At 70.0% G+C, this 24,388-nt stretch carries 19 protein-coding genes; 8 read left to right on the top strand and 11 right to left on the bottom strand.

Features of this window, described 5'->3' with window-relative positions:
• Position 1: 1 nt before the first annotated feature.
• Together OG963_RS32820 and OG963_RS32815 are read right to left on the bottom strand one after the other, a co-directional pair.
• Positions 2–697, bottom strand: coding sequence for a bifunctional 2-polyprenyl-6-hydroxyphenol methylase/3-demethylubiquinol 3-O-methyltransferase UbiG (locus OG963_RS32820; protein WP_030919666.1), 696 nt, complete (start codon positions 695–697; stop codon positions 2–4).
• A 58-nt stretch (positions 698–755) separates the two neighbouring features.
• The gene (locus tag OG963_RS32815; protein WP_371799752.1) at positions 756–1,874 is read right to left on the bottom strand and encodes an ADP-ribosylglycohydrolase family protein; all 1,119 of its coding nucleotides are present in this window, start codon (positions 1,872–1,874) and stop codon (positions 756–758) included.
• Between the two features lie 81 nt (positions 1,875–1,955).
• On the opposite strand from OG963_RS32815, the gene OG963_RS32810 reads away from it, so the two are divergent.
• Entirely contained in the window at positions 1,956–2,234 is a 279-nt protein-coding gene (locus OG963_RS32810) for a DUF6343 family protein (RefSeq protein WP_093771775.1), read from the top strand.
• A gap of 64 nt (positions 2,235–2,298) precedes the next feature.
• On the opposite strand, the gene OG963_RS32805 is transcribed toward OG963_RS32810, so the two are convergent.
• The 4 genes from OG963_RS32805 to OG963_RS32790 all read right to left on the bottom strand — a co-directional run bounded on the left by OG963_RS32805 (position 2,299) and on the right by OG963_RS32790 (position 5,975).
• A complete protein-coding gene (locus OG963_RS32805; RefSeq protein WP_030919659.1) occupies positions 2,299–2,667 on the bottom strand; it encodes a tetratricopeptide repeat protein in 369 nt (122 codons plus the stop codon).
• A gap of 68 nt (positions 2,668–2,735) precedes the next feature.
• Complete coding sequence (gene coaE, locus OG963_RS32800; protein ID WP_093771773.1) at positions 2,736–3,338, bottom strand: dephospho-CoA kinase; 603 nt, start codon at positions 3,336–3,338, stop codon at positions 2,736–2,738.
• A gap of 90 nt (positions 3,339–3,428) precedes the next feature.
• Complete coding sequence (locus tag OG963_RS32795; protein ID WP_176902087.1) at positions 3,429–4,367, bottom strand: PAC2 family protein; 939 nt, start codon at positions 4,365–4,367, stop codon at positions 3,429–3,431.
• Between the two features lie 84 nt (positions 4,368–4,451).
• Entirely contained in the window at positions 4,452–5,975 is a 1,524-nt protein-coding gene (locus tag OG963_RS32790) for an FAD-dependent oxidoreductase (protein ID WP_093772267.1), read from the bottom strand.
• 338 nt (positions 5,976–6,313) lie between these two features.
• Between OG963_RS32790 and OG963_RS32785 the strand changes: the two genes are divergently transcribed.
• A complete protein-coding gene (locus tag OG963_RS32785) occupies positions 6,314–7,276 on the top strand; it encodes a right-handed parallel beta-helix repeat-containing protein (protein WP_371799751.1) in 963 nt (320 codons plus the stop codon).
• Between the two features lie 100 nt (positions 7,277–7,376).
• Here OG963_RS32785 and rpsA read toward each other — a convergent pair whose 3' ends face one another.
• A complete protein-coding gene (gene rpsA / locus OG963_RS32780) occupies positions 7,377–8,888 on the bottom strand; it encodes a 30S ribosomal protein S1 (RefSeq protein ID WP_030919647.1) in 1,512 nt (503 codons plus the stop codon).
• Positions 8,889–9,285: 397 nt separating this feature from the next.
• Here rpsA and OG963_RS32775 point away from each other — a divergent pair, with 397 nt between their 5' ends.
• Together OG963_RS32775 and hrpB are read left to right on the top strand one after the other, a co-directional pair.
• On the top strand, positions 9,286–10,098 hold the full coding sequence (locus OG963_RS32775) for a class I SAM-dependent methyltransferase (RefSeq protein WP_093771767.1): 813 nt from the start codon (positions 9,286–9,288) through the stop codon (positions 10,096–10,098).
• Positions 10,099–10,201: 103 nt separating this feature from the next.
• Positions 10,202–12,709 carry an ATP-dependent helicase HrpB gene (gene hrpB, locus OG963_RS32770; protein WP_371799750.1) on the top strand — a complete coding sequence of 836 codons (2,508 nt, stop codon included), beginning with the start codon at positions 10,202–10,204 and terminating at the stop codon, positions 12,707–12,709.
• On the opposite strand, the gene OG963_RS32765 is transcribed toward hrpB, so the two are convergent.
• The 3 genes from OG963_RS32765 to OG963_RS32755 form a co-directional block, all read right to left on the bottom strand.
• A complete protein-coding gene (locus OG963_RS32765; RefSeq protein ID WP_093771763.1) occupies positions 12,696–13,706 on the bottom strand; it encodes a DUF3068 domain-containing protein in 1,011 nt (336 codons plus the stop codon). The genes hrpB and OG963_RS32765 overlap by 14 nt on opposite strands.
• Before the next feature lie 12 nt (positions 13,707–13,718).
• A complete protein-coding gene (locus OG963_RS32760; RefSeq protein WP_107055348.1) occupies positions 13,719–13,856 on the bottom strand; it encodes an SPW_0924 family protein in 138 nt (45 codons plus the stop codon).
• Between the two features lie 144 nt (positions 13,857–14,000).
• Complete coding sequence (locus OG963_RS32755) at positions 14,001–15,665, bottom strand: lytic murein transglycosylase (protein WP_371799749.1); 1,665 nt, start codon at positions 15,663–15,665, stop codon at positions 14,001–14,003.
• Positions 15,666–15,863: 198 nt separating this feature from the next.
• Between OG963_RS32755 and OG963_RS32750 the strand changes: the two genes are divergently transcribed.
• Positions 15,864–16,736, top strand: coding sequence for a DUF4184 family protein (locus tag OG963_RS32750; protein WP_371799748.1), 873 nt, complete (start codon positions 15,864–15,866; stop codon positions 16,734–16,736).
• A 57-nt stretch (positions 16,737–16,793) separates the two neighbouring features.
• Here OG963_RS32750 and polA read toward each other — a convergent pair whose 3' ends face one another.
• The gene (gene polA, locus OG963_RS32745; RefSeq protein ID WP_093929655.1) at positions 16,794–19,502 is read right to left on the bottom strand and encodes a DNA polymerase I; all 2,709 of its coding nucleotides are present in this window, start codon (positions 19,500–19,502) and stop codon (positions 16,794–16,796) included.
• Between the two features lie 156 nt (positions 19,503–19,658).
• On the opposite strand from polA, the gene OG963_RS32740 reads away from it, so the two are divergent.
• The 3 genes from OG963_RS32740 (at position 19,659) to OG963_RS32730 (ending at position 24,384) form a co-directional block, all read left to right on the top strand.
• Positions 19,659–21,986: an FdhF/YdeP family oxidoreductase gene (locus OG963_RS32740; protein WP_371799747.1), complete on the top strand. Its 2,328-nt coding sequence runs from the start codon at positions 19,659–19,661 to the stop codon at positions 21,984–21,986.
• 81 nt (positions 21,987–22,067) lie between these two features.
• Complete coding sequence (locus OG963_RS32735) at positions 22,068–22,538, top strand: PaaI family thioesterase (protein WP_030919624.1); 471 nt, start codon at positions 22,068–22,070, stop codon at positions 22,536–22,538.
• A 637-nt stretch (positions 22,539–23,175) separates the two neighbouring features.
• Positions 23,176–24,384: a branched-chain amino acid ABC transporter substrate-binding protein gene (locus OG963_RS32730; RefSeq protein WP_030919622.1), complete on the top strand. Its 1,209-nt coding sequence runs from the start codon at positions 23,176–23,178 to the stop codon at positions 24,382–24,384.
• Positions 24,385–24,388: the final 4 nt, after the last annotated feature.

Raw genomic sequence — 24,388 nt, 5'->3', positions numbered from 1 at the left:
ACTACCTGGGCACGGCCCGTACCCACACCCCGTCGTCCGTCAGATAGCGGTCGACGGCGAGTCCCGCCGCCTCCAGGTGTCCCTCGAACTGTTCCTTCGTCAGCTCCCGTGACAGGAACGTCTGGGTCCATCGCGCATCGTCGAAGACGTACTCCGCGTGCACCGAGTTCACCCCGTCGCCGACGGGGTCCGCCGACACGATCCGCACGGTGTATCCAGCCGGATCGACCCGCTCCCGCGGCAGATCGGTGTGGTAGTCGGCACCCTCGCGCTGAAGGAGTACGACGCCGCCGTCCCTGACGTACCTCCGGCAGGTCCGCAGCATGGCGTCGCGCACCCGGTGCTCGCTCGTGTGCACCAGGAACGAGGCCAGCATCACCACGTCGAACGTCTCGTCGCCGAGCTCGAGCGACTCGATGGGGCTCCGCACCGTGCGCACGCCCCGAATGTGTTCCAGCATCTGCGCCGACTCGTCCACTGCCGTGACCTCGAAGCCGCGTGCGACCAGTGGACGGGTCACCCGCCCCGCCCCGCAGCCGAGCTCCAGAATGCTCGCGCCGGCGGGCACCGCGGCCTCGATCACGTCCGGTTCGGCCCCGACGGACAACCGCGCGTACAGCTCGACCGCGCAGCCGTCCGGTGTGATCGAGCCGGGCCCCGTCCCGGAATACCCCTCACGCACCACTGATCCGCTCATGTACAGCCGAACGAACGGCCGTTGGGCACCGTTCCCGGTCCTGTCGGGACGGGACCGGTCAGCACACCGGATAGCGCTCCTGCGGCCACTCCACCGACTGCTCGAACTCCAGGCACAGATCGTCCGCCAGCTCGGCGATCACTGCCCGTCCCTCCGTCAGCACCAGCCAGGACGTCGGGAGTTGCACGTCCGCGTGGTGGGCGCCGAGCAGATTTCCGCAGATCGAGCCGGTGGAGTCGCTGTCGCCCGAGTGGTTGACCGAGAGCAGCAGCGCCCGAGCCACCTGGTCGGCGCCCGGCAGCACAAGCGCGCAGTACACGGCGATGGCGAGGGCCTCCTCGGCCACCCAGCCCGCGCCCAGTGACTCCACCTTCTCGGCGGTCGGCGCGCCCTGCGCGGCCAGGTCGACGGCCGCGCGCAGCGCCACCGTCGTCTCCTCGTGTCCCGGGTGGCGGGCCAGCAACTCCATGGCCCGGAGCACGGCGCCCGGCATCGAGTCACCCTCCATCAGATGAGCGATGATCGCGGCGAACACCCCGGCCGCGTACGCACCCGTCAGGTGGCCGTGGGTGATCTGCGCGCACCGGTACGCCAGCCCGAAGCCGGTCTCCGCCCCCTCACCGATCAGCCCGAAGGGCGCGGACCGCATCACCGTGCCGCATCCCTTGGACCCGGTGTTGACCGGACCAGGCCGGCCGAACGGCCCCGTGGGGTCGGGAACGTGCTCGGCCGCGAGCCCGGTCAGGCAGGCGTTGCCGGGGGCTCGGCGCGCGTACAGGAAGCGCTGCTGCCGCAGCCACCCGGTCCGTACGGGGTCGTCCCCGCCGCGGGCCGGTGGTGCCGGGTGGTTCTGGGTGTCGAGCCAGCGCAGATAGGCGTTCCGTACGAGAGCGGTCTCGGCGCCGCCTATGCCCTTCGACATCGCCCGGGAGTGCGCCCTGATCAGGCCTTCGGCGGTGAACAGGGTCATCTGCGTGTCGTCGGTGATCCGGCCGACGGCCCCGTCCGCGTCCGCGACGAGGCCCCGGACGCCGTCTTCCCCGTACGCCCTGCGGATGCCTGCGAGCGAGAGGAACTCCACCGGATTGCCCAGTGCGTCGCCGATCGCACCGCCCAGCAGCGATCCGCGGACCCGGGCCCTTCGGGCGGCGCCGTTCCGCCATGGTGTGCCGTTCACGGGTGGTGGTCCCCCACAATCTGTCTCGACGTGCCTCAAAACCGCAGTCGTGGGTCCATCCTGGTAGGAGAGGCGATCGCCATGCGTACCGGTAACGAACCGATGACTGCACGCAGCCCCCTGCGACTGCGGCTGTGCCTGAGTCTATGGGGCATGGCCTGGGCCGTTTTCGGCCTGACGGCCTTCTCCCTGGTCGACCGTCCGGGCTGGGCCGCGGCCTGCGGACTGCTGCTTCTGCTGACGCTGGTGGATCTTGCGGTGATCGTCCGCCACATCCACCAGGGCCCCCACTACCAGCCGGGTCGCAACATCCCGCCGTACGAGCCGGACCACGGCGGACGCGGCCGGTACGGGCACTGACGCCTCGGTTCCGGCGCGTGCACCCGTCGGTTCCGGCGCAGGTTCGTGGGACGGGCCGAGACCGTCAGGCGCCCGGGTCGAAGCGGGCCGCGCGCAGGTACTCCGGGTTCGGGTCGAGCGCGGCGGCCAGCCGGAAGTGGCGTACGGCCGCTTCCGAGCGGCCGGACCGCTGAAAGGTGCGGGCCAGCGCGAAGTGTGCGAACGCGTTGTCCGGTTCGCGCTCCAGGACCAGTTCGAACTCGAGCTCGGCAGGGCGCAGTTGGGCGGCGGCGAAGAAGGCGCGGGCCCGCAGCAGGCGGGCGGCCGTGTTCTCCGGGTGGGCTGCGATCACCGAGTCCAGGAGTTTGACCGCACCCCGTGGATCGCGCGCGGCCAGCAGGCGTTCGGCCGCGCGGAAGTCTATGACATGGGTTTCCGGGGTCCTCTCGGGCACGCTCGCATCCTTCCCTTCGCTTCCGGCTTTCCAACGTCCGGCCGGGTACCGGTATTCCGGTCCGGTGGTCAGCCCGCGGCCGCCCTCCGGGTCAGCTCCGCCCAGACCTTGCGGACCTGCGGCTCCAGCGCCTCGAGCGGCCCGTCGTTGTCGATCACCAGATCGGCGACGGCGCGTCGCTGCTCGCGGGTGGCCTGCGCGGCCATCCGGGCGCGGGCCTCGGGCTCCGTCATTCCGCGCAGCCGTACGAGCCGGTCGAGCTGGGTCTCCGGGTCGGCGTCCACGACCACGACCAGGTCGTAGAGGGGGGCGAGGCCGTTCTCGGTGAGGAGGGGCACGTCATGGACGACGACGGAGTCGGGGCCTGCGGCCCGCTCCAGTTCGGCGGAGCGGGCACCGACCAGCGGGTGGACGATCCCGTTGAGTGCGGCGAGCCGGTCGGCGTCGGAGAAGACGATCGAACCGAGCTTCGGACGGTCCAGGGTGCCGTCGGCCGTGAGGATGCCTGCGCCGAACGCGTCGACGACCGCCTCGAGTCCGGGGGTCCCGGGCTCGACGACCTCGCGCGCGATCCTGTCGGCGTCGATCAGCACGGCCCCGTACGACACCAACAGCCGTGACACTTCGCTCTTGCCGGCGCCGATGCCGCCGGTCAGGCCCACTTTCAGCATGGTCGGCAGCCTAGTGCGCGCTCCCCGGCCGGTCATGGCCCGGTCACGGCTCATCCGTCGGCCGGTCACGGCATCGCTCGCGCCGGTCCGTCAGCCGTCGCCCTCCCGCTCGGCGAGGAACCGCTCGAATTCGAGGCCGATCTCGTCGGCGGACGGCAGCTCGACCGATTCCGCGACCAGGTTGCCGCGCGTCTCGGATCCGGCGATCGCGTCGTACTGGTGCTCGAGCCCCTCGACCAGCGAGACGAGCTCCTCGTCGCCCTGGTCGATCTGGCGGTCGATCTCGGTCTGTGTGCGGTGCGCCTCCGTGCGCAGCGAGTGGGCGATGCTCGGCAGGACCAGTCCGGTCGCTGCCGTGATCGCCTCCAGCGCGGTGAGTGCGGCGTCCGGGTAGGCGGAGCGGGCGACGTAGTGCGGCACATGGGCGGCCACACCGAGGACGTCATGTCCGGCCTGCATCAGCCGGAACTCCACCAGGGCCTCGGCGGAGCCGGGGACCTGCGCCTCGTCGAACGGGCTGCGGTGGCCCGGCATCAGGTCCGTGCGGTTGCCGTGCGGAGTGATGCCGACCGGGCGGGTGTGCGGGACGCCCATCGGAATACCGTGGAAGCTGACGGCGAGGCGGACACCGAGCCGCTCGACGATCTGCTCGACGGCGGCGGCGAACCTCTCCCACTCCACGTCCGGCTCGGGCCCGGACAGCAGCAGGAAGGGCGCCCCGGTGGCGTCCTGGACCACCCGGACGTCCAGCGTCGGTGTCTCGTAGCCCGCATAGCGGTCGCGCTTGAACGTCAGCAGCGGGCGCCGTGCGCGGTAGTCGACGAGGCGGTCGTGGTCGAAACGGGCCACGACCTGGTGCGGCAGCGACTCCAGCAGACCGTCCACGATCTGCTCGCCCGTCTCACCCGCGTCGATGTACCCCTCGAAGTGGTAGAGCATGACCAGGCCCGCCGACTCCTGCGCGAGCGCCATGTCGACGACCGCCAGGCCCTTCGGCTCCCATTCGTACAAACTCTGCGGATCAGGCACGGTTACCGCTCCTCCTCGTGTTCCTTGAGAAGAACGCCCGCCGGGGCACAGGCATTCCCTGCCTGTGCCCCTTCACAGGGGTGGTTACGCCAGAACCCGCGCGTGCAGTGCGGTGACCGCCTTCCGTGCGGAGGTGAAGGCGCCGTGCTGCCAGGCATCCGCGTAGCTCAGGTAGTCACCGGCGAAGTAGACGCGTCCGGCGGCCTGGTTGAGCGGTGCGAAGGCCGGAGCGTCGGGCCCTCCGGACAGGGAGTGCCAGGAGGCCTCCAGGTACGGGGTCTGCCGCCAGTGGTGGGAGAACGACGTGGCGAGTTCCGTACGGTACTTGTCGCCGTGGATCTTCACGCCCTGGGCGATGGCCCGTGCCTCCCTCTCGCGCGGGGTGAGAGCGGCGTACGCGTCGGCGTTGGAACCGGTGTTGTAGTAGCCGATGATGGTGCCGCGCCGGCCCTGGTGGCCGTAGGACGGGTACCAGATGTGAGAGAGGTCCATGTCGGTCTCGGTGATGCCGCCGTAGATCTGGTGGTCGGTCTCCCACCAGCGGCTCCTGTACTCCAGCCCGATCTTGCCGGCCGAGGACGGCTTGCAGGCCTCCAGGGCGCTCTGGACGGCCGGACCGAGGTTGTGGGCGGTCTTGGCGAGGATGTTGGGCGGCAGGGCGGCGATGCAGTAGTCCGCGTCGACGGTGCGGGTACGTCCGCCCTGGGTGTACGTGACGGTCACGCCATGGGCCGTGTCGGTGATCTTGCTGACGGCGGCGCCGGTACGGATCCTGCGCTCACCTATCGCCCGGGTGAGCGCCGCGGGTATCCGGTCCATGCCGCCGACCGGCTGGAACATCAGCATGGCCTGGTCGTACTCGAACTCGAAGGAGAAGTAGCGTCCGACGCCGCTGGCGAAGACCTCGGAGGCGGACGGCACGGAGCCGAGTTCCTCGCCGGGGGTTCCGGCGGCCGCGGGGTCGATGCGGTAGCCGCGGCGGGGGCTGCCGGTGTAGTCGAGCGTGTCGCCGATGTCGCCGAACTCCTTGAGGAATTCCAGGAGTCGCTCCTGGTCCTCGGCGGTGATCCGACGATCGAGGGCACCCTTGTCCGTGGCCTTGGAGAGGAGTTCGGCCACATAGCCGTACACATCGGCCTTGGCGGTGCGATAGCGCACCGGGGCCTTCATGCCGGCCTTCTCGTTGAAGATGTAGGCGTTGGCGTTCACGTTGGTGAACATCTCGATGGGGACACCGAGTTCGCGACAGTAGTCGAGGGTGACCATCCACTGCGGGATCCGGCCGGGCCCGCAGTTCATGTACTGGCCCTCGCTGAACCGTGCGGTCTGCGTGTTGCCGTACAGGTCGGTGGTGGAATCCCCGTTGCGTACGGTGAAGTTGCGGCCGCCCGTACGGCTCCGGGCCTCCAGGACCGTACAGTCGTAGCCCGCCTTGCCCAGCTCGTACGCGGCGGCGAGCCCGGCGATGCCACCGCCCACGACGACGACCTTGGACGCCGCCTTCCCCTTCAGCGTGAAGTCACCCTTACTGGGGGCACGGAAGGCGGGTTCGCGTTGTGCGGCCTGGGCCGTGGGGGCGAGTCCGAGGGCCCCCATGGTCGCGAACATCGCGCCCGCCCCACCGGTGATCCCGACCTGGCGCAGAAAGCTGCGACGGCTCGCGCCCGTCGCCACGGACGAGTTGTTCGAAGTGTGCGTCATGTCCCGGCTCCCGTTCAGATCTTGACGTTGCCGGGATCCTGGCAAGCGCGTGTTACGGCCCGTCAGTTACTCGTGTATCCCGCACGTTTCTCTCTGTTCACCGCGAGACGGCAGTCGGCGAACAATGGTCCAGACCTTGACAGGAACACACCCCATCCCTACCGTCACTGGGCAGCACGTTCAGACATGCGCCTCATGTTCATGTACGAGAACGGCTCGCACTCCTTCGACGGGAAGGCACCCCCATGCGCACCCGCACGTTGTCACCCGCCCTGCTGGCCGCGACGCTCGCCGCCGGAAGCCTGGCTCTCGTCTCCTCCGGCGCCGCCGACGCCGCCACGGTCATCGACGTGGGCACCGCCGCCCAACTGAAGACGGCCCTGGCCGCCGCGGTTCCCGGCGACACGATCCGGCTCGCCGACGGCACATACACCGGCAACTTCAAGGCGACCGTTCCCGGCACCGCCTCCGCCCGGATCACCCTCACCGGCTCGGCCCGGGCGGTCCTCACCGCAGGCGGCGGTTACGGCCTCCACCTCAACGGCGCCTCCTACTGGACCGTCCAGGGCGTCACCGTCACCGGCGGCCAGAAGGGCATCATGGCCGACGCCGCCGACGGCGTCGTCATCGACTCGGTGACCGTGCACGACCTGGACATGGAGGGCGTGCACTTCCGCAGGTCCAGCGCCAACGGCGTCGTCAAGAACGCGTGGATCTACGACACCGGGCACGACGGCCGCGGCATGGGCGAGGGCGTCTACGTCGGCACGGCCGGTGATCTCACCGACCGGAGCGACCAGGTGCAGATCCTGAACAACACGATCGGGCCGGGCGTCGGGGGCGAGAACGTCGACATCAAGGAAGGCACCACCGGAGCGAAGATCATCGGCAACACCTTCGACGGCAGCGGGCTGACCGGCGCCAACTACGACGACTCCTGGGTCGACGTGAAGGGCAATGACGTCCTGGTCGAGGGCAACAAGGGCACCCGTACGACCAACAACGGCTACGAGACCCACACCCAGCAGAGCGGCTGGGGCTGCGGCACCGTGTTCCGCGACAACACCTCGGACCTGTCCGGCTCCACGGGCGACAGGCGGATCGCCGTCAACGTCACCAACTACGGTGTGAGCTGCCCGACCACCGTCTACAGCAGCAACACCGTCACCGGCGGCAACGGCCTGACCAACATCACGGTCACGCCGTAACCCGGCCGCGGAAACGAGTGAGGCCCGCTCCCCGAAGGGAGCGGGCCTCACTCGTCAGCTACTACTACCGCAGTCGATGACCGACCGGAGGGTCAGAGCGTCAGCTCTGGCCGCCCGCCAGCTTCTCGCGCAGGGCAGCCAGGGCCTCGTCCGACGCCAGGGCGCCGGAGTTGTCCGCGGACTCCGAGGAGTACGAGCCGCCACCGGTGCCACCGGAGGCAGCCGGGGCACCGCCGGCCGGGGCAGCAGCGCCCTCGGCCGCAGCGGCCTCGTCGGCCTCGCGGGACTTGATGACCTGGGCCTGGTGCTGCTCGAAGCGCTGCTGCGCCTCGGCGTACTGCGTCTCCCACGCCTCGCGCTGGGTCTCGTAGCCCTCGAGCCAGTCGTTGGTCTCGGGGTCGAAGCCCTCGGGGTAGATGTAGTTGCCCTGGTCGTCGTAGGACGCGGCCATGCCGTACAGGGTCGGGTCGAACTCGACCGACGCCGGGTCGGCACCGAAGGACTCGTTGGCCTGCTTCAGCGAGAGGCTGATGCGACGACGCTCGAGGTCGATGTCGATGACCTTGACGAAGATCTCGTCGTTGACCTGGACGACCTGCTCCGGGATCTCCACGTGGCGCTCGGCCAGCTCGGAGATGTGGACCAGACCCTCGATGCCCTCGTCGACGCGCACGAACGCACCGAACGGAACGAGCTTCGTGACCTTACCGGGAACGACCTGCCCGATCTGGTGCGTACGGGCGAACTGCTGCCACGGGTCTTCCTGCGTCGCCTTGAGCGACAGCGAGACGCGCTCGCGGTCCATGTCGACGTCGAGGACCTCGACGGTGACTTCCTGGCCGACCTCGACAACCTCGGAGGGGTGGTCGATGTGCTTCCAGGAGAGCTCGGAGACGTGCACGAGACCGTCGACGCCACCGAGGTCCACGAACGCACCGAAGTTGACGATCGAGGAGACGACGCCGGAGCGGACCTGACCCTTCTGCAGGGTCGTGAGGAAGGTCTGACGGACCTCGCTCTGGGTCTGCTCGAGCCAGGCACGGCGGGACAGGACCACGTTGTTGCGGTTCTTGTCCAGCTCGATGATCTTCGCCTCGAGCTCCTTGCCCACGTAGGGCTGAAGGTCGCGGACACGACGCATCTCGACGAGCGACGCCGGGAGGAAGCCGCGGAGGCCGATGTCGAGGATGAGACCACCCTTGACGACCTCGATGACGGTACCGGTGACGATGCCGTCTTCTTCCTTGATCTTCTCGATGGTGCCCCAGGCACGCTCGTACTGAGCGCGCTTCTTCGAGAGGATCAGGCGGCCTTCCTTGTCCTCCTTCTGGAGAACCAGGGCCTCGATCTCGTCGCCGACCTTGACGACCTCGTTCGGGTCGACGTCGTGCTTGATCGAGAGCTCGCGGCTCGGGATGACGCCTTCGGTCTTGTAACCGATGTCGAGGAGAACCTCGTCCCGGTCAACCTTGACGATGACACCGTCAACGATGTCGCCGTCGTTGAAGTACTTGATCGTCTCGTCGATCGCCGCGAGGAACGCGTCCGCGTCGCCGATGTCGTTGACCGCAACCTGCGGAGTGGTGGCGGTGGTCTCGGTGCTGCTCGTCATGTGGGAAAGGGCTCCGGTACGGACAGTGAGTCGTAGGTACTGCTACGCCGAGAGCCCGTATCGCCTCTGCAGAAGCCGGACAGCCTGGGAAGCACCCGACCCGCGAGCGGGAGGCGCCTCGTGAACCGAGGGGACATGCAACAGACGCAAGCGCGGCCTGCTAGGTCTGAGGCGCGCAGGCTCGCAGCGCAACTTGTAGCATACGGGGGCAGCCGGGCAGGGTCAATGCGCGAAGGCGCACACCCGGGGCACAAAGGCCCAAACCGGACACAATTCTTGTTCTCCGAGGCCACATCGGCCCCGGCCGTGTTGCGTGAGTACGGTTCCGTACTCACAGGTACCCCCAAGGTACGTACCGCGTGCAACGGGGTGAAGGCAAACTACAACGACGGACACGATGAGCCAAGAGATCTACGCCGCCGAACCGGAAGCGACACGCCGCAGCGCCGGGAAGGCGGAGAGCAGCCGGGCCAGTCGCGGCTGGTGGGACCGGCACGCCGACGAGTACCAGAGCGACCACGGCGCCTTCCTCGGCGACGACCGTTTCGTGTGGGGCCCGGAGGGGCTCGACGAGGCCGACGCCGGTCTGCTCGGTCCCGCCGAGTCGCTGAGCGGCCTGGCCGTCCTGGAGATCGGTGCGGGCGCGGCGCAGTGTTCGCGCTGGCTGGCGGCCCGCGGCGCCCGCCCCGTCGCCCTCGACCTCTCCCACCGCCAGCTCCAGCACGCACTGCGGATCGGCGGCGAGGTGCCGCTGGTGGAGGCGGACGCCGGGACGCTGCCGTTCCGGGACGGCTCCTTCGACCTGGCCTGCTCCGCCTACGGCGCGGTGCCGTTCGTCGCCGACCCCGTCCAGGTCTTCCGCGAGGTGCACCGGGTGCTGCGCCCCGGGGGCCGCTGGGTCTTCTCGGTGACGCACCCGATCCGCTGGGCGTTCCCCGACGAGCCCGGCCCCGAGGGACTGTCGGTCGCCGCCTCGTACTTCGACCGCACTCCGTACGTCGAGCAGGACGAGCAGGGCGACGCCGTGTACGTCGAGCACCACCGGACGCTGGGCGACCGGGTGCGGGACGTGGTGGCCGGCGGGTTCCGGCTGGTCGACCTGGTCGAGCCGGAGTGGCCGGCCTGGAACGACCAGGAGTGGGGCGGCTGGTCCCCGCTGCGCGGAAACCTGATCCCGGGCACCGCAATCTTCGTCTGCGTGCGCGACTGAGCACTTCTGCCGCACGGCCGAAGGGGCCCGTGCGTCGTGAGGGTCGTGCGGGACCGGGCGCCCGCCGTGCGGTACCGGGCGCCGGTCGTACGAGACTGGGGGCGTGATCCGTACCGACGCCCTCGACCGGCTGCCCGTCCGTACCGCCGTGCCCGCGCTCCGGCAGGCGCTCGACGACCGGGGTGTCGCGGTGCTCTGCGCACCACCCGGCACCGGCAAGACGACTCTGGTCCCGCTGGTCCTCGCGGGCCTGGTCGGCGGCGGCCCCGCGCGCCGTGTGGTGGTCGCCGAGCCGCGCCGGATCGCGGCCCGGGCGGCGGCGCGGCGGATGGCGTGGCTCCTCGGGGAGCAGACCGGGCGGCGCGTCGGGTTCACCGTGCGCGGGGAGCGTGTCGTGGGGCGCGACACGGTGGTCGAGGTCGTGACCACGGGAGTGCTCCTGCAGCGGCTCCAGCGCGACCAGGAGCTCGCCGGGGTCGATGCGGTGATCATCGACGAGTGCCACGAACGGCATCTGGACGCCGACACGGTCGCCGCGTTCCTCCTTGATGTACGGGAGGCGATCCGGCCCGATCTGCGGCTGGTCGCCGCGTCCGCGACGACGGACGCGCAGGGCTGGGCCCGGCTGCTCGGCGACGCACCGGTGATCGAGGCGCAGGGCGTGTCGCACCGGGTGGAGGTGGTGTGGGCCCCACCGGTGAGGCCGGTCAGGCCGCCGCACGGGATGCGGGTCGACCCGGCGCTGCTGACCCATGTCGCCTCGGTGGTGCGCCGGGCGCTCGCCGAGCGGGACGGCGACGTGCTGTGTTTCCTGCCGGGCGTCGGTGAGATCGGCCGCGTCGCGGGACAGCTGGCGGGGGTGCCCGCAGAGGTTCTGCAGGTGCACGGGCGGGCTCCGGCGGCGGTCCAGGACGCTGTGCTGGCGGGTTCGCCGGAGGGCCGCCGGGTGGTGCTCGCGACCTCCGTCGCCGAGTCGTCGATGACGGTGCCGGGGGTGCGTATCGTCGTCGACTCGGGCCTGGCCAGGGAGCCGCGGACCGATCATGCGCGGGGACTGAGCGCGCTGACGACGGTACGGGCCTCGCAGGCGGCGGGGAGGCAGCGGGCGGGCCGGGCGGGGCGTGAGGCACCGGGGGCGGTGTACCGGTGCTGGGAGCAGGGGGAGGACGGGCGGCTGGCCCGTTTCCCGTCGCCGGAGATCAAGGTGGCCGATCTGACGGAGTTCGCGCTGCAGGCGGCGTGCTGGGGCGATCCGGACGCGTCGGGTCTGGCGCTCCTCGATCCGCCGCCGGCCGGCGCGATGGGCGCGGCCCGCGAGACGCTGACGGCGGTCGGCGCGGTGGACGCGGACGGCCGGGTGACCGACCGGGGCGTACGGATGTCCCGGCTGGGTCTGCACCCACGGCTCGCGCGGGCACTCCTGGACGGTGCGGCAGAGGTCGGCGGCCGCCGGGCGGCCGAGGTGGTGGCGCTGCTGAGCGAGGAGCCACCGCGGGAGTACGGGGACGATCTGGCGGCCGCGTTGCGTACCGCACGACGGGGCGCGGACGGCTATGCGGCGCGCTGGCGGCAGGAGGTACGGCGGCTGTCGTCGTCCGTCGACGGCAGCGGCGAGGGCTCCGGCCGCGGCGGTTCGGACGATGCGGCCGTCGGCCTGGTGGCGGCGCTGGCGTTTCCGGAACGGGTGGCGAGGGCCCGCGGCGAAGGAGTCTTCCTGATGGCGTCGGGGACAGGTGCGGAGCTGCGGGACGGGTCGCGGCTGCGCAGTGCGCCGTGGCTGGCCGTCGCGGTCGCGGACCGGCCGGCGCACGCGGCGTCCGCCCGGGTGCGGCTCGGCGCCGTCATCGACGAGGACACGGCGCGGCTGGCCGCCGGGCATCTGCGGTTCTCCGGCGAGGAGGTCCACTGGGTGGACGGCGACGTGGTGGCGCGCTCGGTGGAACGGCTGGGCGCCGTCGAACTGTCGGTGCGCGCGCTGAAGCAGCCGAGGCCCGAGCTGGTGCGGGCGGCGCTGGTGGACGGGCTCGGGCGCGACGGGCTCGGGCTGCTGCGCTGGACTCGGGAGACGGGACAGCTGCGCGAGCGGCTCGCCTTTCTGTACCGGGAGCTGGGCACCCCGTGGCCGGACGTGTCCGACGGTGCGCTGCTGGCCCGTACCGAGGAGTGGCTGGAGCCCGAACTGTCCCGGGCCCGGCGCCGCTCCGACCTGACGAGGATCGACGCAGGGCAGGCGTTGCGGCGGCTCCTGCCGTGGGCCACCGGCGAGGCGGCCCGGCTGGACGAGCTGGCACCGGAGCGCATCGAGGTGCCGAGCGGGTCGCGGATCCGGGTGGAGTACGGCGGCGAGCAGCCGGTACTTGCGGTGAAGCTCCAGGAGCTGTTCGGTCTCACCGAGACGCCGAAGGTGGCCGGGGTGCCAGTCCTCGTCCATCTGCTCTCCCCCGCGGGCCGCCCGGCAGCGGTCACCGCGGATCTGGCGTCGTTCTGGCGGGACGGATACCGGGCGGTGCGGGCGGAGCTGCGCGGCCGCTACCCGAAGCATCCGTGGCCGGAGGACCCGACGACGGTGGAGGCGACCCGGTACACGTCGGCGCGGCTCAGGCGGGAGTAGGTGCCGGATCCGGCGCGGGTGCGGTGGCCGGCTCCGGCTGCCGGCCGCCCGGCCGCCGGGACCGCGCCTCCAGCCACAGCGCGAGCGCGAGCAGCCCGGCGGCGAGCGCGAGGAAGCCCCACGGCAGGTACGAGGTGAGCAGCAGGACCAGCACCCGCTGGGACTTCACCAGGGCGACGGTGTACTGGATGTAGTCCTCGCGCATCTTCACGTGCCCGGCGAACGCGGTGACGGTGTCCTGGGGCATGCCCATCGCCTTCGCGTTGCGCAGCTCCTCCTTGTGGATCTCCTCGCCGTTGACGGGCGCGCCGGTGACCGGGTCGACCCAGAACATCCGCTTGGTGGTGTACCAGCGGGTCATGCCCGTCTTGGCGACCTGCTCGGCGGTGACGCCCTTGATCGGCATCTTCTTCGGCATCGGGACCTCGGTCCACGGGATGGTCTGCTCGAAGTAGTAGACGTCCATGCCGCGGAACTTCCGGGTGCCCTTGTAGTGGATGGGCGAGGTGGTGCGGCTCTGGGCGTCGAAGTACTCGTAGTCGCGCTTCTGGGTGAGGAACGGCCACTTGAACTCGATGCCCTGGCGTGCGACCGGGTCGCCGTCGACCATCTCGCCGGTGGCGTGGACGGGGGCCTGGCTGTGCGCGTCGAAGATGTAGCGCTCAGGGATCTCCGAGACCATCCTGCCGTTCGGGTCGACGACGTAGCTGAGTCCGTCCCAGACGACGACGTCACGGCCGGCGCTGCGCTCGATCTTCTCGGACGCCTCCACATTGCCCTTGAGGGTCTGCACGATGGTGACCTTGGGCACCTGCTTGACCTTCATGCCGTCGTTGTAGTCGAGGAGGGTGGCGGGCTTCGCCTCCAGCACCATCTCCTGATACTGGCTCGGGGGGATCTTCGCCAGCCTCGGGAAGGCGTACCAGCGCAGCAGGGGTGACAGGGCGGCGAAGAACACGGCGAAGGCCAGGAGTACGAGGCCGGCTCGGCGGCGCATGGCGCCCTCCCTCTACTTCTTGGGGCCGGGGACGGTGGTCAGCAGGGGTTGGGGCGAGGTCTCGCCGGGGGGTGCGCCGATCGCGCTGATGGTGAACACGAGGGCGAGGGCCGCGGCCAGCCCGATGGCGGCGGCGATGACGGCACGCATGCTCGGCCTCCCGGAGAACGCTTATCTGATGGGTCGTCAGGGTTGGGGCACCGTAGCAACGCGGGCGCGAGATGAGAACACGTGGAGCAGCCCCCGTGCCGGGTGGTGGCACAGGGGCTGCTCGGTGAACGCGGTGCGGGGGCGTCAGGCGGCGGGGGCCTCGACCGTGAGCTCGATGACGACCGTGGCGCCGCCCTCGGTGGTCAGGCGGAGCTTGTACGTGCCCGCGGTGTCGTCGGCGTAGATCTTCGGGAGCCGCAGCGTGCCGTCGGCGTCGGTCTTCAGCTCCGTCAGGGTGCGGACCGTGTTGCCGTCGGCGTCCTTGAAGTACGGGCCCTTGTCGTTCTCGGCCGGGGTGTCCCCGTCGGTGATCATCGTGGCGGTGACGGCGACACCGGACGCGATCGCACCCTTGTAGGTGGCCTTGACCTCGACGGCGTCGGCGAACTCGGCGCCGGGCGCCGCGGTCAGCGCCTTGTCGTCGGTCCTGGCGATGGCGTCGGCCTGCCGGGCGGTGACGGTCGCGGTGTAGGCGACGGCCGGCAGCGAGCGGCCGGTGGCGATGGCCCGGACCGTGAACTCGCCCGTCGTCTCGCCCGCCCGCAGCACCGGTGCGGTCACCGTGCCGTCCGATCCGGTGGTCAGGGTGACCGCGCTCTTCCCGCCCTCGAAGCGGGCGTCCGTGTCACCGGCGATGGTGAACGTCACGGACACCTTGGCGAGCGGCCTGCCGAGACTGTTCTCCGCCCGCACCTTGATCCGCTCGGCGAACGCGTCACCCGCGGTGGCGGTCAGCGCACCGGTGCCCGCGTTCTCCAGATCGGCGAGCGTCTGGGACGGCTTGGGGGGCGGGGTGGACGGCGGCGTGGAGGGCTTCGGGTCGGACGAACCGCCGCCCGGTTTCGACGGCTTCGGATCCGGCTTCGGCTTCCCGGGCGGGGTCGGGGACGGCGAGGTACCGGGGTCCGTGCTCGGGTCCGTACCACCGTCGAGGGACGGCGGGACGACGCCGGTGCCGTCGGGGACCTCGTGCGTGCCGCGCTTGTAGTAGTCGAACCAGGAGCGGACCGTACGCAGGTATTCGTTCGAGTGGTTGTAGCTGAGGACCGCCCGGTCGAGATCGGCCGCGAGCGACAGATCGCGGGAGCCGGCGCAGAGGTAGTGCCCGGCGGCGAGCGCCGCGTCATAGATGTTGTTGGGGTCCTTGCGGCCGTCGTCGTTGCCGTCCTGGCCCCAGGTCGCCCATGTCGACGGGATGAACTGCATCGGGCCGACCGCACGGTCGTGCGTCGAGTCCCCGTCGTACGCCCCGTTGTCGGTGTCCTTGATCATCGCGAAGCCCTGGCCGTTGAGGACCGGGCCGAGGATCGGGGAGAACGTGGTGCCGTTCGCGTCGACCCGGCCGCCGCGGGCCTGGCCCGACTCCACCTTGCCGATCGCGGCGAGGAGTTGCCACGGCAGCCGGCAGGCGGCGTCGCTGCTCGCGATGGACTGCTGGGCCTTCTTGTACGCAGCCAGGACCGAGGCCGGTATGCCGGACTCCGCAGTGCCGGTGATCGGCAGATTTGTCGACGTACCGGGCTTGTTGGGCGTGACCAGCGGCGGCAGGTCCGTGTAGTACGGCGAGTTGCCGGTCGCCACGCTGTCGTCGGAGGGTGCGGAACCGGCTGTGCGCTGGTCACCGCCGCCACCGTCCGATGCGAGCACCGCACCGGGGCCCTGTGACGCGGAGAGCGCCGCCACAGCAACTGCGGCCACCGCAGTGGTGGTCGCCCCTCGGCGCAGTCGGCGACCGAATTGCGCTGCCATACGTCTGGTCCCTCCCCATCGACGGCTGCCCGCGCTCCCCAGCGCGAGGACTCAGGCGACCCTACGGCAACTTGCGCCGCCCGAACACAGTGGCCTGACCGATTCTTATTGGTATTTCACGTTCCGGACCGCAAGTTGAACAGCAGGCGTCGGGTGCCCATCCGATCCGCACCATGTTGCTCGCGCATACTTGCGGCCATGCCGTTCACCCTCAGCCATGCCGCTGCCGTACTGCCGGTCGTCCGACGCAACGGCACCGCGCGCGGCCCGCTCTTCGCTTCGGCGCTCGTCGCCGGTTCGTTCGCCCCCGACATGACGTACTACGCGGACACGGCCATCCCGGGCGCAATGGAGTTCGGTCAGGTCACGCATGCCGTATGGGGCGTGTTCACGGTGGACGTCCTGATCACCGCGGCGGTGGTGGCGCTGTGGCTGCTCTTGCGCGAACCGCTGGTGGCGCTGCTGCCCGGAGCGTGGCAGGGGCGCGTGCACACCTTCGTACGCGGAGAGCGGCAGGGCCCGTGGGGGGTGCGGGACGGTGCGTGGTTCGTCGGGTCGGCGGTCATCGGGGCGGGCACGCACGTGGTGTGGGACGCGTTCACCCATCACGACCGGTGGGGCACCCGGCTGGTACCGGTCCTCAGCGAGAACGTCGGCGGCTTTCCGGTGTTCCAGTGCGTGCAGTACGGCAGTTCGGCGGTGGCACTGACCGTGCTCGCCTGGTTCACCGCGTCCGGACTGCGACGGACCGGGGCGCGGCCCGTCCCACCGTCCGTACCGCCCCTCGACCATCGGGCACGGTGGTACGCCGGCGCCCTGCTGAGCGTGTGCGTACTGCTCGGCATCGTCCACCGGTGCGCCCGCTGGTACGCGTACTTCGGGCACATCGACACACCGCTGGACATCATCCCGACCGCCTGCTTCGGCGCCGGAGCAGGCCTCGCGGTCGGCCTGGTGCTGTACGGCACGTGGATACGGCTCCGAGCCCGGCCCCGGGACGAGCCACCCACCGCCACCGCACCACCCGGCGACCATACGGACCTGATGACAAGCCCGCCGGACAGCCCCTGACGGTGTCCGGCCGGCCGGACACCCCCGCGCCCGTGCGGGCGCCACGTCACTGCCGTGTCAGTGCGCCGCGGACTCCCAGTCCGCGCCGACACCGACCGAGACGTCCAGCGGGGCGCGCAACTGCACCGCCGTCGACATCTCGTGGCGCAAGATCTCCTCGACCTGCTCGCGCTCGCCCTTGGCGATCTCCAGCACGATTTCGTCGTGGACCTGGAGCAGCATCCGTGACGTCAACCGGGCATCGGTCAGCGCCCGGTCGACGTGGAGCATGGCGACCTTGACGATGTCCGCCGCCGTGCCCTGGATCGGCGCGTTGAGCGCCATCCGCTCGGCCGTCTCGCGGCGCTGCCGGTTGTCGCTGTTCAGGTCCGGGAGGTAGCGGCGGCGGCCGAACACCGTCTCCGTGTAGCCGGTCGCCCGGGCCTCCTCCACCACCCGGCGCAGGTAGTCACGGACACCGCCGAACCGCTCGAAGTACGTGTCCATCAGGCCGCGTGCCTCGCCCGCCTCGATGTTCAGCTGCTGCGAGAGACCGAACGCGGAGAGCCCGTACGCCAGTCCGTAACTCATGGCCTTGATCTTGCGGCGCATCTCCGGGTCGACGGCGGACTTGTCCACCCCGAAGACCTGCGAAGCGACCGTGGTGTGCAGGTCCTCACCGGACGTGAACGCCTCGATCAGGCCCGCATCCTCCGACAGGTGGGCCATCACCCGCAGTTCGATCTGGCTGTAGTCGGCCGTCATCAGCGTCTCGAACCCGTCGCCGACGACGAAGCCGCGCCGGATCGCCCGGCCCTCGTCGGTGCGGACCGGGATGTTCTGCAGATTGGGGTCGGTCGACGAGAGCCGGCCGGTCGCCGCCACCGTCTGGTTGAACGTGGTGTGGATACGGCCGTCCGCCGCGATCGTCTTGACCAGGCCCTCGACCGTGACCCGCAGCTTCGCCTGCTCGCGGTGGCGCAGCATGATGACCGGCAGCTCGTGCTCCGTCTGCGCGGCCAGCCACGCGAGCGCGTCCGCGTCCGTCGTGTAACCGGTCTTCGTCTTCTTCGTCCTGGGCAGGCCCAGCTCACCGAAGAGGACCTCCTGGAGCTGCTTGGGCGAGCCCAGGTTGAACTCGCGGCCCACCGCCGCGTGGGCCTCCTTCACCGCCTGCTGCACGGCGCCGGCGAACTGCTGCTCCATCGATTCGAGGTGCTCCCGGTCGGCCGCGATGCCGTGCCGCTCCAGCCGGGCCAGCAGCGCGGACGTCGGCAGCTCCATGTCGTGGAGCAGCTCGGCCGCCCCGACCTCCTTGAGCCGGGCGGTGAACGCCTCGCCCAGGTCCAGGACCGCACGGGCCTGCGCCATCAGTGCATCGGCCTCCGCCTGGTCGTCCGCACCGAACGCCAGCTGCCCGTCCGCCGCCGCGGGGGCCAGCTCCCGGCCCAGGTACTCCACCGCCAGCGCGTCCAGCGCGAACGAACGGCGGCCGGGCTTGACCAGATAGGCGGCCAGCGCCGTGTCCATCGTGACGCCCTCGACCTGCCAGCCGTGCTCGGGGAACACCCGCATCGCGCTCTTCGCGTTGTGCATGACCTTCGGCTGCCCGGCGTCCGCGATCCACCCGGCGAACGCCCGCTCGTCCGCCTCGTCGAGCCGCGCCGGGTCGAACCACGCCGCCGCCCCGTCGGCCGCAGCCAGCGCGATCTCCGTAACACTGCCGACGCCCAGCGCCCACGTGTCGACCGTGGCGACACCCAGCGGCTGCCCGCCGTGCTCGGCGAGCCACGGCGCGAGCTCGCCCGCAGCCAGCACCGCACCGTCCAGCTCGACGCCCGCGGCAGGCGCCGGAGCCTCGTCCTCAGCGGCCCCCGGATCCACGGCGAGCAGCCGCTCGCGCAGGCTCGGATTACGGATCTCCAGCACATCCAGCACACCCGTGACCGCCGAGCGGTCGTACGGCGCGCGCTCCAGGTCCTGCGGAGTCTTCGCCAGCTCCACGTCACGGACCATCTCGGTCAGCCGCCGGTTCAGCTTCACGGACTCCAGGTGGTCCCGGAAGTTCTGCCCGGCCTTCCCCTTCACCTCGTCCGCACGCGCGACGAGGTCGTCGAACGAACCGAACTGGTTGATCCACTTCGCCGCCGTCTTCTCCCCGACGCCCGGAATACCCGGCAGGTTGTCCGACGGGTCCCCGCGCAGCGCCGCGAAGTCCGGGTACTGCTGCGGCGTCAGCCCGTACTTCTCCTCGACCTTCTCCGGAGTGAACCGCGTCAGCTCCGAGACGCCCTTGGTCGGGTACAGCACCGTGACGTTGTCCGTGATCAGCTGGAACGAGTCCCGGTCACCGGTGACGATCAGCACCTCGAACCCGGCCGCCTCCGCCTGCGTCGCCAGCGTGGCGATCACATCGTCCGCCTCGAAGCCGTCGACCGCGAAACGATCCGCGTGCATCGCGTCCAGCAGCTCGCCGATCAGCTCGACCTGCCCCTTGAACTCGTCCGGCGTCTTCGAACGATTCGCCTTGTACTCGGGGAACTCCTGCGACCGCCACGTGCGGCGCGAAACGTCGAACGCCACCGCGAAATGCGTGGGCGCCTCGTCACGCAACGTGTTCGCCAGCATCGACGCGAAGCCGTACACCGCGTTCGTCGGCTGGCCCGCCCCTGTCGTGAAATTCTCCGCAGGCAGCGCAAAGAACGCCCGGTACGCCAGGGAGTGCCCGTCCATCAGGAGCAGGCGCGGTCGGTTGTCTGCCGTCTTCTTCGATGCCGTCTCAGCCACGCCCCCGATCCTGCCACGGACCACTGACAATCCGGACCGCAGACCACTCGCCCGGCACACGCCCCACGCCGCGTGACACGATCGAAGACAGGAACGACCACAGGAACACATGCAGCGACACCGCGCAGGTTCGCAGCTGGCTCAAAGGGGAGCACAATGGCCACCAAGCCGCCCACCGGTGACCCGGTCCAGGACGCACCGCACGTCGAACCGGCCCAGCACTCGGCCGCCGGAATTCCCGCCGTCGCCCACAGCCTGCGCATCGCCCAGCAGCAGATGGGCCTCCGCCGCACCGCCCGGACCCTCCTCAAGGTCAACCAGAAGGACGGCTTCGACTGCCCCGGCTGCGCCTGGCCCGAGGGCGACAAACGGCACACCGCCGAATTCTGCGAGAACGGCGCCAAGGCCGTCGCCGAAGAAGCCACCCTGCGCCGCGTCACCCCGGACTTCTTCGCCGCCCACCCCGTCGCCGACCTCGCCGGCCGCAGCGGGTACTGGCTCGGCCAGCAAGGCCGCATCACCGAGCCGATGTACCTGCCCGAAGGCGCCGACCGGTACGAAGCGGTGACCTGGGAACACGCCTTCGACATCATCGCCGAGGAACTGCGCGCCCTCGACTCCCCCGACGAAGCGCTCTTCTACACCTCCGGCCGCACCAGCAACGAGGCCGCGTTCCTGCTCCAGCTGTTCGCCCGCGAATTCGGCACCAACAACCTGCCGGACTGCTCCAACATGTGCCACGAGTCGTCCGGCTCCGCACTCATGGAGACCATCGGCGTCGGCAAGGGCAGCGTCTCCCTCGAAGACCTCCACCACGCCGACCTGATCATCGTCGCCGGACAGAACCCCGGCACCAACCACCCCCGGATGCTCTCCGCCCTGGAGAAGGCCAAGGCCGCAGGCGCCAGGATCATCTCGGTGAACCCACTGCCCGAAGCCGGACTGGAGCGGTTCAAGAACCCTCAGACCCCCCAGGGCATGATCAGGGGCACCGCCCTCAACGACCTGTTCCTGCAGATCCGCATCGGCGGCGACCAGGCCCTCTTCCGGCTCCTCAACAAGATGATCCTGGAGACCGAAGGCGCCGTCGACGACACATTCGTGACCGAACACACCCACGGTTACGAAGAGTTCGCGGCCGCCGCCCGCGCGGCCGACTGGGACGAGACCCTCACCGCCACCGGCCTCGACCGCGCCACCATCGAGCAGGCCCTCACCATGATCCTCGCCTCGAAGCGCACCATCGTGTGCTGGGCCATGGGCCTCACCCAGCACAAACACTCCGTGCCCACCATCCGCGAAGTCGTCAACTTCCTTCTGCTGCGCGGCAACATCGGCCGCCCCGGTGCCGGAGTCTGCCCCGTCCGCGGCCACTCCAACGTCCAGGGCGACCGCACCATGGGCATCTTCGAACGCCCCGCACCCGAATTCCTCGACGCCCTCGACAAGGAATTCGACATCACCTCACCGCGCCACCACGGCTACGACGTCGTCCGCTCCATCCAGGCCCTGCGCGACGGCGACGCAAAGATCTTCTTCGCCATGGGCGGCAACTTCGTCGCGGCGACCCCCGACACCCATGTCACCGAAGCCGCCATGCGCCGCGCCCGCCTCACCGTCCACGTCTCCACGAAGCTCAACCGCTCGCACGCCGTCACCGGCCGCCGCGCCCTGATCCTGCCCACCCTCGGCCGCACCGACAAGGACGTCCAGGCAAGCGGCAAGCAGTTCGTCACCGTCGAGGACTCCATGAGCATGGTCCATGCCTCACGCGGCAACCTCACCCCCGCGAGCCCCCACCTGCTCTCCGAACCCGCCATCGTCGCCCGCCTCGCCCGCGCCGTCCTCGGCCCCGAATCCACCACCAACTGGGAAGAGTTCGAGAAGGACTACGCCACGATCCGCGACCGCATCTCCCGCGTCGTCCCCGGCTTCGAGAACTTCAACGCCCGCGTCGCCCACCCCGGAGGCTTCACCCTCCCGCACCCGCCACGCGACTCCCGCCGCTTCCCCACCACCACCGGCAAGGCCAACTTCACCGCGGCCCCCGTCGAGTACCCCGAACTCCCCGAAGGCCGACTGCTGTTGCAGACCCTGCGCTCCCACGACCAGTACAACACCACGATCTACGGCCTCGACGACCGCTACCGCGGCATCAAGGGCGGCCGCCGCGTCGTCATGGTCAACCCCGACGACGCCCGCGCCCTCGGCCTCGCCGACGGCGCATACACCGACCTCGTCAGCGAGTGGAAGGACGGCGCCGAACGCCGGGCACCCGGCTTCCGCGTCGTCCACTACCCCACCGCCCGCGGCTGCGCCGCCGCCTACTACCCCGAGACCAACGTGCTGGTCCCCCTCGACTCCACCGCCGACACCAGCAACACCCCCGCAAGCAAGTCGGTCGTCATCCGCTTCGAGAACATCCAGAACCGGAGCGTCCAGGAACAGGACAGGACGGAAGAATCCGCACCCACATCGCGCTAAGCGTTCGCTCAGTCGTCTGATAAGAACGATGCACACAGCAATAAAGCTATGAACCACCGCAGACGATCGGAGCCGGACCCCATGGGCGAGCACACCGCACCCAAGTTCCCCCAGGAGATCATCGACGAGTACGCCGCACTCGGCGTCGACCTGCCCGCCCTCTTCTCCGCCGGCCACCTCGGCGAACGCATGGGCGTCCAGATCGTCGAAGCCTCCGCGGACCGCGTCGTCGGCACCATGCCCGTCGAAGGCAACACCCAGCCCTACGGGCTCCTGCACGGCGGCGCCTCCGCCGTCCTCGCCGAGACCCTCGGCTCCGTCGGCAGCATGCTCCACGGCGGCGCCACCAAGGTCGCCGTCGGCGTCGACCTGAACTGCACCCATCACCGAGGGGTACGGAGCGGACTCGTCACCGGCGTGGCCACCCCCGTACACCGCGGCCGCTCCACCGCCACGTACGAGATCGTCATCACCGACGAACAGGACAAGCGCGTCTGCACCGCACGCCTCACCTGCATGCTCCGCGACGTCCCCAAGCCCGCAGCCGCCTGACGCACCGGCACCGCACCACACCTCTGCCCGGCCCGGACCGCAAACCCGGCCGGGCAGAGCCATATCCGCCCACAACCACCCGCACAGGAACCGGTGTTGAGCGGATTCCACCCCCAACACTCTTGACCGCGCGACCCGTTGTATGGCCCACTCAACAGTCACACGCACCCCACGGACACCACGGGGCGTGGACCATACCGCCCCCCGGTGTAACACTGCGTAACAAGCGCGCAATACCCGGGCACCGCCGGGCGGCGCACAGGACCCGGGCCCGCGGCCGCCGGGCACTTCGTCGCGCCCTCACCACCCCCCGCGACGCGACAGCACCAAGATCGCTTCAAGCCCCTTAGCAGAGCTGCGCGTTCTCAGAATGCGGTCACTTCACCGTCCGGTAAAAAGCCGTACATGTCCGCACAGCCACCTCAAGCCTTCCTCAACGTCATAACAAGACAGTCACATCCTCCGCCGACCCATCCCCGACCCCGCCACCTGCGCCTAGAGTCACGGCCAGTCACCGCGCCGCCGGGCGCGTCTGCTGCACGGCCCTGTACCAACCCAGTACGGCCCGGCGAACGACACGGCACCTCAAGCAGAGGAGGCCGCGCCAGGGAAAGGACTTTTCGTGCGACACCGTTCTTTGCTCATCCTCACCACAGTGCTCACCACCGGAGCACTGACGCTCACCGCCTGCGGGTCGCGCGACGACAGCAAGAACAGCAGCGGGGGCGGCGACACCCAGACCGTCGTCATCGGCGTCGACGCGCCCCTGACCGGAGACCTCTCCGCGCTCGGCCTCGGCATCAAGAACTCCGCCGACCTCGCCGTCAACCTCGCGAACAAGAACAAGACGGTCCCCGGCGTCACGTTCAAGCTTCAGCCCCTCGACGACCAGGCCCAGCCCTCCGTCGGAGGACAGAACGCCCAGAAGTTCATCGACAACAAGGACGTCCTCGGCGTTGTCGGGCCGCTGAACTCCAGCGTCTCGCAGTCGATGCAGAAGCCGCTCAACGACGCCAGCCTCACCCAGATCTCCCCCGCCAACACGGGCACCGAGCTGACCCAGGGCAACGACTGGAAGACCGGCAAGAAGCAGCGCCCGTTCAAGACCTACTTCCGCACCGCCACCACGGACCAGATCCAGGGTGCCTTCGCTGCGAAGTACCTCTTCAACAACGCCAAGATCAACAAGGTCTACCTGATCGACGACCAGAAGACCTACGGAGCCGGCCTGGCCGCCTCCTTCAAGGCGACGTTCACCGAGCTCGGCGGCAAGATCGTCGGCTCCGACCACGTCAACCCCGACGACCGCGACTTCAACGCCGTCGTCACCAAGGTCAAGAAGTCCGGCGCCAAGGCCGTCTACTACGGCGGTGAGTACCCCGCCGGCGCACCCCTGAGCCAGCAGCTCAAGGACAGCGTCCAGATCCCCCTCATGGGCGGCGACGGCATGTACAGCGCCGACTTCATCAAGCTCAACAAGAAGGCCCAGGGCGACATCGCCACCTCCGTCGGCAAGCCCGTCGAGGAGCTCGACTCCGCCAAGAAGTTCATCGCCGACTACAAGACGGCCGGCTACAAGGACGCCTACGAGGCCTACGGCGGCGGCACCTACGACGCCACCATGGCCATCATCGAGGCCGTCAAGGCCGTCGTCGCCGCCAACGACGGCAAGCTCCCCGAGGACGCCCGCGCCAAGGTCCTCGACGCGGTCGGCAAGGTCAACTTCGACGGCGTCACCGGCCCCGTCTCCTTCGACGAGTACGGCGACACCACCAACACCATGATGACCGCCTACCAGGTCGACGGCGGCAAGTGGGTCTCCAAGCTCAGCGAGGCCTACAAGTAGGACT

The organism is Streptomyces sp. NBC_01707 (assembly GCF_041438805.1).
Classification (GTDB): Bacteria; Actinomycetota; Actinomycetes; order Streptomycetales; family Streptomycetaceae; genus Streptomyces.
The sequence above is the reverse complement of the archived record's forward strand: the minus strand, read 5'-3'. Positions and strand labels throughout refer to the sequence as shown.